The organism is Nitrincola lacisaponensis (assembly GCF_000691225.1).
Classification (GTDB): Bacteria; Pseudomonadota; Gammaproteobacteria; order Pseudomonadales; family Balneatricaceae; genus Nitrincola; species Nitrincola lacisaponensis.
In genome coordinates this window covers 1-15,915 of the sequence record NZ_JMSZ01000033.1, presented here as the reverse complement: position 1 = coordinate 15,915, position 15,915 = coordinate 1, and the positions used below count along the sequence as shown (strand labels likewise).

Annotated in this window: 12 protein-coding genes, 1 tRNA gene and 1 pseudogene; all 14 read right to left on the bottom strand. The window is 52.0% G+C overall.

The window, feature by feature from the left end; translation table 11 throughout:
- Window positions 1–77 (bottom strand): annotated as a pseudogene (locus ADINL_RS16390) (GTP-binding protein); the annotation flags it as partial.
- A 33-nt stretch (window positions 78–110) separates the two neighbouring features.
- Window positions 111–2,204 (bottom strand): elongation factor G, encoded by a 2,094-nt coding sequence (fusA, locus tag ADINL_RS13160; RefSeq protein WP_036548991.1) that lies wholly within the window; start codon window positions 2,202–2,204, stop codon window positions 111–113.
- Between the two features lie 18 nt (window positions 2,205–2,222).
- Complete coding sequence (gene rpsG / locus ADINL_RS13155; RefSeq protein ID WP_036548988.1) at window positions 2,223–2,693, bottom strand: 30S ribosomal protein S7; 471 nt, start codon at window positions 2,691–2,693, stop codon at window positions 2,223–2,225.
- A gap of 149 nt (window positions 2,694–2,842) precedes the next feature.
- Window positions 2,843–3,217 carry a 30S ribosomal protein S12 gene (gene rpsL / locus ADINL_RS13150; RefSeq protein WP_036524675.1) on the bottom strand — a complete coding sequence of 125 codons (375 nt, stop codon included), beginning with the start codon at window positions 3,215–3,217 and terminating at the stop codon, window positions 2,843–2,845.
- Window positions 3,218–3,336: 119 nt separating this feature from the next.
- A complete protein-coding gene (rpoC, locus tag ADINL_RS13145; protein ID WP_036548985.1) occupies window positions 3,337–7,560 on the bottom strand; it encodes a DNA-directed RNA polymerase subunit beta' in 4,224 nt (1,407 codons plus the stop codon).
- A gap of 78 nt (window positions 7,561–7,638) precedes the next feature.
- Window positions 7,639–11,739, bottom strand: a complete 4,101-nt coding sequence (gene rpoB, locus ADINL_RS13140; protein WP_036548983.1) for a DNA-directed RNA polymerase subunit beta — start codon at window positions 11,737–11,739, stop codon at window positions 7,639–7,641.
- A gap of 173 nt (window positions 11,740–11,912) precedes the next feature.
- Entirely contained in the window at window positions 11,913–12,281 is a 369-nt protein-coding gene (gene rplL, locus ADINL_RS13135; RefSeq protein WP_036548980.1) for a 50S ribosomal protein L7/L12, read from the bottom strand.
- Window positions 12,282–12,354: 73 nt separating this feature from the next.
- A complete protein-coding gene (rplJ, locus tag ADINL_RS13130; RefSeq protein ID WP_036548978.1) occupies window positions 12,355–12,846 on the bottom strand; it encodes a 50S ribosomal protein L10 in 492 nt (163 codons plus the stop codon).
- 227 nt (window positions 12,847–13,073) lie between these two features.
- Entirely contained in the window at window positions 13,074–13,766 is a 693-nt protein-coding gene (gene rplA / locus ADINL_RS13125) for a 50S ribosomal protein L1 (RefSeq protein WP_036548975.1), read from the bottom strand.
- Window positions 13,766–14,200 (bottom strand): 50S ribosomal protein L11, encoded by a 435-nt coding sequence (gene rplK / locus ADINL_RS13120; protein ID WP_036548972.1) that lies wholly within the window; start codon window positions 14,198–14,200, stop codon window positions 13,766–13,768. Before rplK ends, rplA begins: the two co-directional genes overlap by 1 nt.
- Window positions 14,201–14,292: 92 nt before the next feature.
- The gene (gene nusG, locus ADINL_RS13115) at window positions 14,293–14,838 is read right to left on the bottom strand and encodes a transcription termination/antitermination protein NusG (RefSeq protein WP_036548970.1); all 546 of its coding nucleotides are present in this window, start codon (window positions 14,836–14,838) and stop codon (window positions 14,293–14,295) included.
- Window positions 14,839–14,847: 9 nt separating this feature from the next.
- Window positions 14,848–15,216, bottom strand: coding sequence for a preprotein translocase subunit SecE (gene secE / locus ADINL_RS13110; protein ID WP_036548967.1), 369 nt, complete (start codon window positions 15,214–15,216; stop codon window positions 14,848–14,850).
- A gap of 61 nt (window positions 15,217–15,277) precedes the next feature.
- Window positions 15,278–15,353, bottom strand: a tRNA-Trp gene (locus ADINL_RS13105).
- 64 nt (window positions 15,354–15,417) lie between these two features.
- Window positions 15,418–15,915 (bottom strand): EF-Tu C-terminal domain-related protein (locus ADINL_RS13100; protein ID WP_036546474.1); only part of this gene is annotated, 498 nt, incomplete at its 5' end.

Genomic DNA, 15,915 nt, shown 5'->3' with positions numbered 1-15,915 from the left:
GTTTTACCGTGGTCAACGTGACCAATGGTGCCTACGTTGACGTGCGGCTTGTTACGTTCAAAAGCTTTCTTAGCCACGGCTATTTCCTCTTAATCAAGTATTTAGCTAAATCAGTACTGTTTCATGACAGCTTCGGCAATGTTCTGCGGCGCTTCATTGTAACAATCGAACTCCATGGAGTAAGTTGCACGACCCTGCGAAGCAGAGCGCAGATCAGTTGCGTAACCAAACATCTCACCCAGTGGAACCTGAGCATTGATGACTTTGCCCGATACAGTGTCTTCCATACCCTGTACCAGACCACGGCGACGGTTCAAGTCACCCATCACATCGCCCATGTACTCCTCAGGAGTCACCACTTCAACCTTCATCATAGGCTCAAGCAGACAAGGGCTGGCTTCCTGGGCATATTTCTTGAGCGCCTGGGATGCTGCGATTTTAAACGCCATCTCGTTGGAGTCAACCTCGTGGAACGATCCATCGTAGAGACGAGCCTTGAGGCCGATCAGCGGATAACCGGCAATAACGCCGTTTTTCATCTGCTCTTCGATACCCTTCTGGATCGCCGGGATGTATTCTTTCGGGATTACACCACCCACGATTTCGTTCACGAATTCCAGCCCTTCTTCATCACTCGGACTGAACTCCACTACAACGTGACCGTATTGCCCACGACCACCGGACTGACGTGCAAACTTATGGTTCGCGACAACAGGCTTGCGAATCTTCTCGCGATAGGCAACCTGCGGCTTACCGATGTTAGCTTCAACCTTGAACTCTCGCTTCATACGATCAACGATGATGTCCAGATGCAGCTCACCCATACCGGAGATAATGGTCTGGCCACTTTCTTCATCTGTTGAAACGCGGAAAGAGGGGTCTTCCTGGGCAAGCTTACCCAGAGCAATACCCATTTTTTCCTGATCAGCTTTGGATTTCGGCTCAACAGCAACCGAAATAACCGGCTCAGGAAACTCCATGCGCTCAAGAATAATCTTGTTGTCGATATCACACAGCGTATCACCTGTCGTCACATCTTTCAGACCGATGACCGCCGCAATATCTCCGGCACGCACTTCTTTGATCTCTTCACGCGAATTGGCGTGCATCTGCACCATACGGCCGATACGTTCTTTTTTCTCTTTTACAGAGTTGTAAACGCTATCGCCAGAGGAAAGCACACCTGAATAAACACGGATAAACGTCAGCGTACCCACGAACGGGTCAGTCGCAATCTTGAACGCCAGAGCAGCAAACGGCTCATCATCATCAGCAACACGACTCGCAACGGTTTCAGCCTTGTCGTCCAGTGTACCTTCAATCGCCTTCACTTCTGTTGGCGATGGCAGGTACTCAACAACCGCATCCAGAACAGCCTGAACGCCCTTGTTTTTGAACGCAGAGCCACACAACATCAACACAATTTCGTTGTTGATGGTGCGTTTGCGCAGACCTGCCTTGATCTCTTCAAGGGTCAACTCTTCGCCGCCCAGGTACTTGTCCATCAGCTCTTCGCTGGCTTCTGCAGCCGCTTCGATAGCCAGCTCACGCAACTCTTCTGCTTTATCCTGCAAGTCAGCAGGAATATCAGCCAGCTCAAAGGTCATCCCCTGATCGGCTTCATTCCACAGAATAGCTTTCATGCGCAGCACATCGACCACACCGGTGAAACTGTCTTCAGCACCGATAGGGAAGTTGATGGGCACAGTTGTCACGTTCAGGCGCTTTTGCAACTGATCTTCAACACGGAAGAAGTCAGCACCTGCACGGTCCATCTTGTTCACGAAGACCATGCGCGGCACTTCGTACTTGTTCGCCTGACGCCAGACAGTTTCTGTCTGTGGTTGCACGCCCGAAGACGCACACAACACCACGACAGCACCATCAAGCACACGCAGAGAACGCTCAACTTCTACAGTGAAGTCAACGTGCCCCGGTGTGTCGATGACGTTAATTCGATGCTCATCGAACTGCTTGTCCATACCACTCCAGAACGCAGTAATGGCAGCAGAAGTGATCGTGATACCACGCTCCTGCTCCTGCTCCATCCAGTCTGTAGTAGCGGCACCATCATGCACCTCACCCAGCTTGTGAGACAAGCCAGTGTAGAAAAGTACACGCTCCGTAGTAGTGGTTTTACCCGCATCTACGTGCGCACAAATACCGATGTTGCGGTATCTGGATAGCGGTGTTTTACGAGCCACGACGTTATCCTCTAAACATTAGAAGCGGTAGTGAGCAAAAGCCTTGTTCGCTTCAGCCATACGGTGCACGTCTTCACGTTTCTTAACAGCCGCACCACGCCCTTCGGCAGCGTCGATCAACTCACCAGCCAGGCGCAATGCCATGGATTTCTCGCCACGCTTACGTGCAGAGTCGACCAACCAACGCATGGCCAGCGCCATACGACGAGAAGGACGTACTTCAACAGGCACCTGATAAGTGGCACCACCTACACGGCGTGATTTAACTTCTACAACCGGCTGAACGGATTCCAGCGCCTTGTCAAACAGCTCCAGAGGATCCTGCTTGGTACGCTCCTGGACTTTATCCATAGCGCCATAAACAATGCTTTCAGCAACAGATTTTTTACCACTGACCATCAGATGGTTGATGAATTTGGCCAGAGTGATATTACCGAACTTGGGATCCGGCAGAATTTCGCGTTTCGCAGCTATGCGTCTTCTAGGCATGATAAGCCCTCAATCAATTAAAAGGTCTTCAGGTTTAGCCAGGATGTCCTGTGACACCTGCCCTTACTCTTATCGTCAGTTCGGTTTAGCGCAACAGCATGCGTTCGAATGAAAGCCGGGCTGTAACAACTTTGCCGTTCAACGAGTTATTAAGACTTGGGACGTTTTGTACCGTACTTGGAACGAGCCTGTTTACGGTCGTTCACACCAGAACAGTCCAGCGCGCCACGTACGGTGTGATAACGCACACCTGGCAAGTCTTTCACACGACCACCGCGGATCAGAACAACAGAGTGTTCCTGCAGGTTGTGGCCTTCACCACCGATATAAGAAGACACTTCGTAGCCATTGGTCAGGCGCACACGGCAGACCTTACGCAACGCTGAGTTAGGCTTCTTCGGCGTGGTTGTGTAAACACGGGTACAAACACCACGACGCTGAGGACAAGCTTCCAGTGCACGAACGTCACTTGGCTGTACTTTGCGCTTACGCGGCTTACGTACCAACTGGTTAATTGTTGCCATTCAGCAAACTCTCCACCTTTGGTTTTACCATATAAAAAGACTGAGTATTGCTACCCAGTCCACAAGAGGGCCGGAATTTTAACCAATTCTCGGCCCTATCGTCAATTACTGTCTGTTTTTTAATCAGAACCAGACATCGACGCATTCAATGCAGCAGTCAGTGCCTGCTGTACTTCTTCAGCACTGACGCTATTGCTTTCTGTACCCAGACGACGCTTGCGCTTGCGCTCATTGTGGTATGCCAGACCCGTACCTGCCGGAATCAGACGACCTACCACAACGTTCTCTTTCAGACCACGCAGCTGGTCGCTCTTGCCGTTGACAGCACCCTCGGTCAGTACGCGAGTGGTTTCCTGGAACGAAGCCGCTGAAATAAACGACTCGGTTGCCAAGGAAGCCTTGGTGATACCCAACAGCACACGCTCAAACTTGGCCGGGAACTTGCCTTCAGCCAGCAAGCGCTCATTTTCCAGACGCACAGCGATGTACTCGACCTGATCACCCTGGATGAAGCTGGAATCACCAGACTCCAGAATTTCAACCTTGCGCACCATCTGACGTACGATCACTTCAATATGCTTGTCGTTGATCACTACGCCCTGCAGACGGTAAACGTCCTGGATCTCGGTAACGATGTACTTGGCCAGTTCGTTAACACCCAGAATCCGCAGGATATCGTGCGGGTTGGACGGACCATCAGAGATTACCTCGCCCTTCTCGACCGATTCACCTTCGAAGACGTTCAGGTTACGCCATTTCTGGATCATGATCTCAACCGGATCACTGCCGTCATGCGGTGTAATCAGGATACGACGCTTGCCTTTGGTCTCTTTACCGAACGAGATAACCCCGGACACTTCTGCCAGAATTGCGTACTCTTTCGGTTTACGCGCCTCGAACAGGTCGGCCACGCGTGGCAGACCACCGGTGATATCCTTGTTAACCGTACCTTCCTGCGGGATACGTGCCAGAACGTCACCGATCTGCACTTCAGCACCATCATTCAGGTTTACAATCGCCTTAGGTGGCAACAGGTACTGCGCAGGCATCTCGGTGCCCGGGTAGCACAAGTCCTTGCCATTGAAGTCCACCAGCTTGATCATCGGACGGATATCTTTACCCGCCTGCGGACGATCCTTGCCTTCCAGTACTTCGATCGTAGACAAGCCGGTCAGCTCGTCTGTCTGGCGCTTGACGGTAATACCGTCTTCCAGACCGACAAACACGATCTTACCCTGGATTTCAGACACGATCGGGTGGGTATGCGGGTCCCAGTTAGCCACTACGGCACCGGCATCAACCACAGAACCTTCACGCACCTTGATCATCGAGCCGTACGGCAGCTTGTAGCGCTCGCGCTCACGACCATGTTCATCAGTTACACCCAGCTCACCAGAACGGGAGGTCGCAACCAGGTTGCCATCGCTGCGCTCTACGTATTTCAGGTTATGCAGACGGATAATACCGCCGTTTTTCACCTGAATGCTGTCAACTGCAGCAGCTCGTGATGCCGCACCACCGATGTGGAAGGTACGCATGGTCAACTGTGTACCCGGCTCACCGATAGACTGTGCGGCGATAACACCCACCGCTTCACCCTGGTTAACCAGATGTCCACGTGCCAGATCACGGCCATAGCAGCTCGCACAGACGCCCTGCACAGAATCACAGGTAATAGCCGAACGAACCAGCACTTCATCGATCTTGCTGAGCGCTTCTTCAGAGCTCAAACGGTCAACCCAGGACTCATCGATCAACGTGCCTTTCTCGATCAGCACATCGCCATTTGACGGGTCAAGGACATCGACAGCGACCACACGACCCAGCAACTGATCACCCAGACTGACGATGATATCGCCACCTTCAATGATGGGCTGAACCAGGATGCCGTTTTCAGTACCACAATCGACTTCAGTGATAACCAGATCTTGTGCTACGTCAACGAGACGACGTGTCAGGTAACCCGAGTTAGCTGTCTTCAGTGCGGTATCCGCAAGACCTTTACGCGCACCGTGGGTCGAAATAAAGTACTGCAGTACGTTCAGACCTTCACGGAAGTTCGCGATGATCGGTGTTTCGATGATTGAGCCATCCGGCTTCGCCATCAGACCACGCATACCGGCCAGCTGACGAATCTGTGCGGCGCTACCACGCGCACCGGAGTCGGCCATGATGTATACGGAGTTAAAGGATTCCTGCTCAACCTGATTGCCATCGGCATCAGTGACCAGATCCACTTTCAGGTTGTCCATCATGCGCTTGGCCAGCACTTCGTTGGCACGCGACCAGATATCGACAACCTTGTTGTATTTCTCACCGTGAGTAACCAGACCTTCAGCGAACTGACGCTCGATTTCAGTCACTTCAGCTTCTGCATCCGCAATGATCTGTGCTTTCTCATCCGGAATCACAAAGTCATTCACGCCGATAGAGGCACCTGACAGAGTGGCCTGACGGAAGCCCATGTACATCAACTGGTCAGCAAAAATGACGGTCTCTTTCAGACCGCAGCGACGGTAGGCTTCATTCAGCAGTCTGGAAATCGCTTTTTTCTTCATCGCCTGGTCAACCAGCTCAAACGGCAGACCATCAGGCACGATATCAAACAGCAGCGCACGGCCGACAGTGGTATCACGGACAGCGTTAACTTCTTCAACATTGCCATGAATATCACGAATCAGCTCACGGATACGTACTTTGATGCGTGCCTGCAGATGTACCTGACCAGCGCCATGCGCACGTGATACTTCTTTGATATCGGTGAAGAACATGCCTTCGCCTTTGGCAGCAACACGCTCACGGGTCATATAGTACAGACCCAGTACCACGTCCTGAGACGGTACGATAATCGGCTCACCATTCGCAGGTGACAGAATGTTGTTGGTTGACATCATCAGCGCACGCGCTTCGAGCTGCGCTTCAATTGTCAGCGGTACGTGAACCGCCATCTGGTCACCGTCAAAGTCGGCGTTGTAGGCCGCACACACCAGTGGGTGCAGCTGAATTGCCTTACCTTCGATCAGTACCGGCTCAAAGGCCTGGATACCCAAACGGTGCAGGGTCGGAGCACGGTTCAACAGTACCGGATGCTCACGGATCACTTCATCGAGGATATCCCATACCAGCGCTTCTTCACGCTCGACCATTTTCTTCGCAGCCTTGATGGTGGTCGCATGACCACGCAGCTCCAGCTTGGAGAAGATGAAAGGCTTGAACAGTTCCAGTGCCATTTTCTTCGGCAGACCACACTGATGCAGGCGCAGCGAAGGACCTACCACGATGACCGAACGGCCAGAGTAGTCAACACGCTTACCCAGCAGGTTCTGACGGAAACGACCCTGCTTACCCTTGATCATGTCGGCCAGCGATTTCAGCGGGCGCTTGTTGGAGCCAGTGATAGCACGTCCACGACGGCCATTATCCAGCAGCGCATCGACAGATTCCTGCAGCATACGCTTCTCGTTGCGCACGATGATATCCGGCGCATTCAGATCCAGCAGTCGCTTCAGACGGTTGTTACGGTTGATTACGCGACGGTACAAGTCGTTCAGGTCGGAAGTCGCGAAACGACCACCATCCAGCGGTACCAGCGGGCGCAAATCAGGTGGCAATACCGGCAGTACCGTGAGGATCATCCACTCAGGCTTGTTACCTGACTTGACGAAAGCCTCCATCAGCTTCAGACGCTTGGAGAGTTTCTTCAGCTTGGTTTCAGAGTTGGTCTGCGGAATTTCTTCACGCATCTGCTGGCATTCGCCTTCCAGATCGATAGAGGCCAGGAGTTCCTGAACAGCTTCAGCACCCATACGCGCATCGAATTCATCACCAAACTCTTCCAGCGCTTCAAAGTACTGCTCATCGTTCAGTAGCTGACCGCGCTCCAGGGTAGTCATACCCGGGTCAATCACCACGAAAGATTCAAAATAGAGTACGCGCTCAATATCACGCAGCGTCATATCCAGCATCAGACCGATACGGGATGGCAGCGACTTGAGGAACCAGATGTGAGCAACAGGAGAAGCCAGTTCGATATGACCCATACGATCACGACGAACTTTGGTCATGGTGACTTCCACACCACACTTCTCACAGATAACACCACGGTGCTTCATGCGCTTGTACTTGCCACACAAGCACTCATAGTCCTTGATCGGACCAAAGATTTTGGCACAGAACAAACCATCACGTTCCGGCTTGAACGTGCGGTAGTTAATGGTTTCCGGCTTTTTTACTTCACCGTAAGACCAGGAACGGATCATGTCCGGTGATGCCAGGGTAATACGAATCGAGTCGAACTCTTCAGTTTTGCCCTGGTTCTTGAGCAGATTCAGCAAATCTTTCATTGTCTATAGCTCCTCACGGAGTTCTCTGGGGAAGCACTGCCCCGTAGGACAGTGCCACCTGTGTGATCAGTTTAGGCCTTACTCGCTTTCCAGCTCGATATCGATACCGAGAGAGCGGATTTCCTTGATCAGAACGTTAAACGATTCTGGCATGCCTGGCTCCATGCGGTGGTCGCCGTCCACGATGTTTTTATACATCTTGGTACGACCATTCACGTCATCAGACTTGACGGTCAACATTTCCTGCAGGGTGTAGGCAGCACCGTATGCTTCCAGTGCCCAGACCTCCATCTCACCGAATCGCTGTCCACCGAACTGCGCCTTACCACCCAGCGGCTGCTGTGTAACCAGACTGTAGGAACCGGTTGAACGCGCATGCATCTTGTCATCCACCAAGTGGTTCAACTTCAGCATGTACATGTAACCAACCGTTACCGGACGATCAAACTTGTCACCGGTACGACCATCGTAAAGTGTGACCTGACCCGAGTCGTCCATATCCGCCAGACGCAGCAGTGCCTTGATTTCGCTTTCCTTGGCACCGTCGAATACCGGAGACGCCAGCGGTACACCCTTACGCAGGTTGTTTGCCAGTTCCAGCACTTCAGCATCACTGAAGTTATCCAGATCTTCATGGCGTGCAACAGGCAGACCTGCATGCTCGGTGTTATACACCTGGTGCAGGAAGCCGCGCACTTCTTTAACTTGCTCGGCTTTCTCACGCTCAGCTTCAAGCATGGCATTGATCTTGCGACCCAGGCCTTTCGCCGCGGCACCCATATGGGTTTCCAGAATCTGACCAACGTTCATACGTGACGGTACACCCAGCGGGTTCAGCACGATATCGACCGGCTCACCGTTTTCATCGTATGGCATGTCTTCAACCGGCATGATAACGGAGATAACACCCTTGTTACCGTGACGACCGGCCATCTTGTCACCAGGCTGTACGCGACGCTTGGTTGCCACATAGACCTTGACAATTTTCAGTACACCTGGCGCCAGATCGTCGCCGGTCTGCAACTTGCTCTTCTTGTCTTCGAAGCGCTTGTCGAGGTTTTCACGACGCTCTTGCAGCTGCAGCTGAGCCTGTTCCAGCATTTCCTGAACTTCAGGGTCCGCAATACGAATCTTGAACCACTCGCTGTGCTTCAGCTCCGCCAGGAAGCTTTCAGTGATCTCTTCACCTTTCTTCAGGCCAGCACCACCTTCCGCTTTGAGTCCGACCAGGACCTTGCTCAGACGCTCAAAGGTCGCATCTTCAACAATACGGAACTCGTCGTTCAAATCCTTGCGAATCTTGTCCAGCTCAGCCTTTTCAATCGCTACCGCACGGGCATCTTTTTCAACACCATCACGGGTGAATACCTGTACATCGATAACCTTGCCTACGGTACCGCCCTTGACGCGCAGTGATGTGTCTTTCACATCAGAGGCTTTTTCACCAAAGATTGCACGCAGCAGTTTCTCTTCCGGTGTCAGCTGAGTTTCACCCTTGGGTGTCACTTTACCGACCAGAATATCACCCGGGCCAACTTCAGCACCGATATGCACGATACCGGTTTCATCCAGTTTACCCAGTGCAGCCTCACCCACGTTTGGAATATCCGCGGTGATCTCTTCAGAGCCCAGCTTGGTATCACGAGCCACACAGGTCAGTTCCTGAATGTGGATGGTGGTAAAGCGCTCTTCCTGAACAACACGTTCAGAGATCAGGATGGAGTCCTCGAAGTTGTATCCATTCCAGGGCATGAAGGCGATGCGCATGTTCTGACCCAGCGCCAATTCACCCAGGTCAACTGACGGACCATCAGCCAGAATATCCCCGCGAGACACCACTTCACCCGGACGCACAATCGCGCGCTGGTTAATACAGGTGTTCTGGTTGGAACGGACATACTTGGTGAGGTTGTAGATATCTACACCGGCATCACCGACTGCAGTTTCTGCATCATTTGCACGCACCACGATACGGCTGGCATCGACAGATTCAATCACACCACCACGCGTTGCAACCACACAAACACCAGAGTCCTGCGCCACACTACGCTCAATACCGGTACCCACCAGCGGCTTCTCGGCACGCAGAGTCGGTACAGCCTGACGCTGCATGTTCGAGCCCATCAGTGCTCGGTTAGCATCGTCGTGCTCAAGGAACGGGATCAGTGCCGCAGCAACGGATACGATCTGGCGCGCAGAAACGTCCATGTACTGGACCTTGTCACGCGGCATAACCGTAAATTCGTTAGCATGACGAACTTCAACCAGATCTTCTTCAAGACAGTTGTTTGCATCCAGCTTGGCAGATGCCTGTGCGATAACGAAGTTGTTCTCTTCAATCGCAGACAGGTAATCGATTTCATCTGTTACCTTGCCATCGATTACGCGACGGTAAGGCGTTTCCAGGAAACCGTAATCATTGGTACGCGCATAGACTGCCAGCGAGTTGATCAGACCGATGTTGGGTCCCTCAGGCGTTTCGATCGGGCAAACACGACCGTAGTGAGTCGGGTGCACGTCACGTACTTCAAAGCCTGCGCGCTCACGTGTCAGACCACCTGGGCCCAATGCAGAAACACGACGCTTGTGGGTAATTTCAGACAGCGGGTTGTTCTGGTCCATGAACTGGGACAGCTGGCTGGAACCAAAGAACTCTTTCACAGCAGCCGCAACCGGCTTGGCGTTGATCAGGTCCTGCGGCATCAGGTTATCCGCCTCAGCCATGCTCAGACGCTCACGTACCGCACGCTCAACACGCACCAGACCCACACGGAACTGGTTCTCGGCCATCTCACCGACGGAACGGATACGACGGTTACCCAGATGATCGATGTCATCCACGATACCCTTACCGTTACGGATGTCGATCAGCGTCTTCATCACGTCGAGAATATCGTCTTTTTCCAGAATCGGGCTGCCGGTTTCTGCATCACGACCCAGACGACGGTTGAACTTCATACGACCCACAGCGGACAGGTCATAGCGCTCTTCAGAGAAGAACAGGTTTTCAAACAGGCTCTCAGCAGACTCTTTGGTCGGCGGCTCGCCAGGGCGCATCATGCGGTAGATTTCAACCAACGCCTCAATCTGATTGCGCGTGGTGTCGATGCGCAGGGTATCAGAGATATAAGGTCCACAATCCAGGTCGTTGGTGTAAAGCGTTTCAAAGCGCTCAATACCGGCCACCTGAAGACGCGTAATCAGCTCTTCAGTCAGTTCAGTGTTCGCCAGCGCAATCACTTCACCGGTTGCAGGATCAGCCATATCACGAGCCAGCACTTTACCGGCCAGATATTCAGCAGGCACCTGCAGCTGTTTCATACCCGCCTGAGTCATCTGACGCGTGTGACGTGGTGTAATACGGCGCCCAGCTTCAACGATAACATTGCCTTCAGGATCCTTGATCTCGAAAGACATGGTTTCACCACGCAGACGCTCAGGCACCAGATCCATCCAGATCAGGCCATCTTCAAAGTTCCAGCCGGTGTTTTCGAAGAAGATTTCCAGAATCTCTTCAGTGTTGTAACCCAATGAACGCAACAGAACCGAAGCCGGCAATTTACGACGACGGTCAATACGTACAAACAGTGCATCCTTAGGATCAAATTCAAAATCCAGCCAGGAGCCACGGTAAGGAATAATACGTGCAGAGTAGAGCAACTTGCCCGATGAATGGGTCTTGCCCTTGTCATGATCAAAAAACACACCCGGTGAACGGTGCAACTGAGACACGATAACACGCTCAGTACCATTCACCACGAAGGTACCATTATCGGTCATCAGGGGCATTTCGCCCATGTAAACTTCCTGTTCCTTGATGTCCTTGACCGCTTTAGTCGATGAATCACGGTCGTAGATTACCAGACGCACTTTAACGCGCAGAGGCGCGGCATAGGTAATCCCACGCTGCATGCACTCCTTGACATCAAAAACGGGTTCACCGAGGCGGTAACCAACGTATTCCAGTGCCGCATTTCCGGAATAGGAAACAATTGGAAAAACAGAATTAAATGCCGCCTGGAGTCCGGTATCTTCGCGCGTTTGCGCGTCCGCTCCCTGCTGCAGAAACTTGCGGTAAGAATCAAGCTGCGTTGCAAGCAGGAATGGAACATCCATTACCTGGTTCAGCTTGCTGAAATCCTTACGAATACGTTTCTTTTCAGTATATGAATAAGCCATCAGTGTTCCCCAGCATGTGCACCTAGTTGAGAAGCCAGTCCAGAAGGGGATCTTCCAGTCTGCAGATCCGTTATCTGTCGCTGTCATACAATAACGGAAAAAGGCCGGTGGCTCACGGCCACCAGCCATACGCTTTCAAAGCAGTTTACGCTGCTCGCAGCGCATTAACGCGATTACTTGAGCTCAACTTTAGCGCCGGCTTCTTCCAGTGCTTTCTTGAGTTCTTCAGCTTCTTCCTTGGAAACGCCTTCCTTGATAGTTGCCGGAGCACCATCAACCAGTTCTTTGGCTTCTTTCAGGCCCAGACCGGTAGCGCCACGAACAGCCTTGATGACGTTAACTTTCTTGTCACCAGCTTCCGCCAGAATAACGTTGAATTCAGTCTGCTCTTCAGCTGCTTCAGCTGCACCAGCAGGACCTGCAACAACAGCAGCCGCTGCAGTTACACCGAATTTTTCTTCCATTGCTTCGATCAGTGCAACGACGTCCTTAACAGACATTTCAGCCACTGCATTGATGATATCTTCTTGAGTCAGAGACATTGTATAGATTCCTGAATTTCTTGCGGGTTCACACCCATTAAACGATTAATCAGACCACTTGCCTTAGGAGCAATTATGCGGCCTGCTCTTTCTGATCGCGAACGGCTGCCAGTGTACGTACCAGCTTGCCAGCTGAAGCTTCCTTGAGGACGCTCATCAACTTGGCAATTGCTTCGTCGTAAGTTGGCAGGCTTGCCAGCAGGGAGATATCAACTTTCTCACCTTCGAAGGCTGCAGCTTTCAGCTCAAACTTGTCGTTACCCTTGGCAAACTCTTTCAGAATGCGCGCTCCGGCTCCCGGATGCTCTGTAGAGAATGCAATGATAGAAGGACCAACAAAGCTGTCTTGCAGACAGGCATAGTCAGTTCCTTCCAGGGCACGACGTGCCAGCGTATTACGCACGACACGCAACCAGACTCCGTTTTCACGGGCCTGCTTACGCAGCGCAGTCATATCTGTTACAGATACGCCGCGAGAGTCGGCAACAACGGCAGACACAGCTGATTTAGCAGCTTCCTGGACTTCAGCGACGATCGCTTTTTTGTCTTCGAGTCCTAATGCCACGATTTACTCCTGGATTGAGTCTTTCGACCATTTACCAAACCAAACACCTGATTACTTGAATCAGGCGGTGAGTACGGTGGTTTTAGATTCATGTGAATCTCACCGTCTGCGCAGGCCGGAAAAACCATTAAGAGGCTGGAGTTTCCACCAGCCTCACCTGCGGTCTTTGACGGTCTTCGTCTCTGTCTGACAGGTCACGAAGACCCTCAAAAACGTTACAGTTTAAATCAGCTTAAAGAAGACTGATCAACTGCCACACCCGGGCCCATAGTAGTGGACAGGGTGACTTTCTTTACGTAAACGCCTTTTGAGGAAGAAGGCTTCAGCTTCTTCAGATCTGCAACAAGCGCTTCGATGTTCTCTTTGATGGCATCTGCACTGAAACCAACCTTACCCACTGAGCAGTGGATAATACCGTTCTTATCAGTACGGAAACGCACCTGACCTGCTTTGGCGTTCTGAACAGCTGTTGCAACGTCTGGTGTTACGGTACCAACTTTCGGGTTAGGCATCAGGCCACGAGGACCCAGAACCTGACCCAACTGACCGACGATACGCATCGCGTCCGGAGTCGCGATAACCACGTCAAAGTCCAGGTTTCCGCCTTTGATAGACTCAGCCAGATCTTCGAAACCGATCACGTCTGCACCGGCTGCTTTAGCTTTCTCAGCGTTATCACCCTGAGCAAACACAGCAACACGTACATCTTTACCAGTACCGTGCGGCAGCACAGTAGAACCACGCACAACCTGATCAGATTTACGCGGATCAACACCCAGGTTAACCGCTACGTCGAAAGATTCGGTAAACTTGACCGCAGACACTTCAGCCAGAACAGCAACAGCTTCCTGAACCGGGTACAGCTTGCCAGCTACCACTTTCTCATTGATCGCCTTCTGGCGCTTAGACAGCTTAGCCATTACTCTTCACCCTCTACAACAATACCCATTGAGCGTGCGCTACCCGCGATGGTACGCACCGCTGCATCCATATCGGCTGCAGTCAGGTCTGGCATTTTCGCAGTTGCAATCTCTTCCAGCTGAGCACGTGTTACAGTAGCAACTTTCTCAGTGTTAGGACGCGCAGAACCACTCTTCAGACCTGCCGCTTTCTTCAACAGAATGGAAGCTGGAGGTGTTTTGGTGATGAACGTAAAGCTACGATCGCTGTATACAGTGATCACAACAGGTGTTGGCAGACCTGGCTCAAGACCCTGAGTCGCAGCGTTGAACGCTTTGCAGAACTCCATGATATTGACACCGTGCTGACCCAGAGCCGGACCCACTGGGGGGCTAGGGTTAGCCTGACCGGCTTTTACCTGCAGCTTGATGTAAGCATTAATTTTCTTAGCCATTTAAGCTACTCCTTTGGGTACAAACGCCTCGCGGCTCCCCTTGATTACACAAAACAACCCGGGCACAGAACCCGAGCATCTCAATAACACGATCAGGCTTTTTCGACCTGACGGAATTCCAACTCCACTGGAGTCGAGCGTCCAAAAATCAGCACAGCCACCTGCAGACGATTCTTCTCGTAGTTCACTTCTTCAACTACGCCATTAAAGTCAGCAAAAGGCCCTTCGGTGACACGCACCATTTCACCCGGCTCAAACACAGTCTTCGGCCGCGGCTTATCAGCGCCACTTTCAACGCGCTGCAGTATCTCATTCGCTTCACGCTCGGTAATTGGCGCCGGCTTATCTGCCGTACCACCAATAAAGCCCAGCACTCGAGGTGTACTTTTCACCAAGTGCCAGGTTTCATCATTCATGACCATATTGACCAGCACATAACCGGGGTAAAACTTACGCTCGGATTTGCGCTTCTTACCATCACGAATTTCAACAACCTCTTCTGTCGGCACCAATACATCGCCAAACAGATCCTGCATACCCTGCAGTTCAATACGCTCTTTCAGGCCATTCATGACCCGCTTTTCGTATCCTGAGTAGGCATGTACAACATACCAACGCTTTTTTTCTTCTGTACTCATGCCCTACCCCTAGCCTATCGCACCGGATACTATCCAGCCGAAGAAAGTGTCCATGCCCCAAAGCATGAGCGCCACAACCAACACTGCCGCCAGCACCATCAACGTAGTCTGCAAGGTTTCCTGACGAGTCGGCCAAACCACGCGCCGCATCTCACCCTTGGCATCCTTGAACAACTTGAACCAGGTCCGTCCTTTAGCCGTCTGCAGCACGATAAAACCTGCAACTGCGGCCAAAACGAGGAGAGCCAACACCCGATACAGCAACGACTCACCCGAGAATATCGAATTTCCGACAACGCCCGCTGTGATAATCGCGACAACAGCCACCCACTTAAGGCTGTCATATTTAGATTCTTCAGCTTGTACTTTTGTGTTCACGCTAGAAGCCTCGGCTTAAAAAGGTAAGCTTACGCTATGTGACGCCACCTTCGACTGAAAGTGGCAGGCCAGGAGGGAATCGAACCCCCAACCTGCGGTTTTGGAGACCGCTGCTCTGCCAATTGAGCTACTGGCCTACTGCATAATAGGGAGGCACATTATAGTGACCCCCCCATTGACTAGCAAGAGTAATTTGGCAAATTACTCAATAATTTTGGAAACAACGCCCGCACCCACTGTACGACCGCCTTCACGGATCGCAAAGCGCAGACCTTCTTCCATCGCGATCGGGTTGATCAGCGTAACAGTCATCTGTACGTTGTCACCCGGCATCACCATCTCAACACCTTCTGGCAGTTCACACGCACCAGTGATGTCAGTCGTACGGAAGTAGAACTGTGGACGGTAGCCTTTGAAGAATGGTGTATGACGACCACCTTCTTCTTTGCTCAGTACGTACACTTCGCCTTCAAACTTGGTGTGCGGCTTGATTGAACCTGGCTTACACAATACCTGACCACGCTCAACTTCGTCACGCTTGGTACCACGCAGCAGCGCACCAATGTTCTCACCTGCACGACCTTCGTCCAGCAGCTTGCGGAACATCTCAACACCGGTACAAGTCGTCTTGGTCGTCGCACGAATACCAACGATCTCGATCTCTTCACCCGCCTTGACAATACCACGCTCTACACGGCC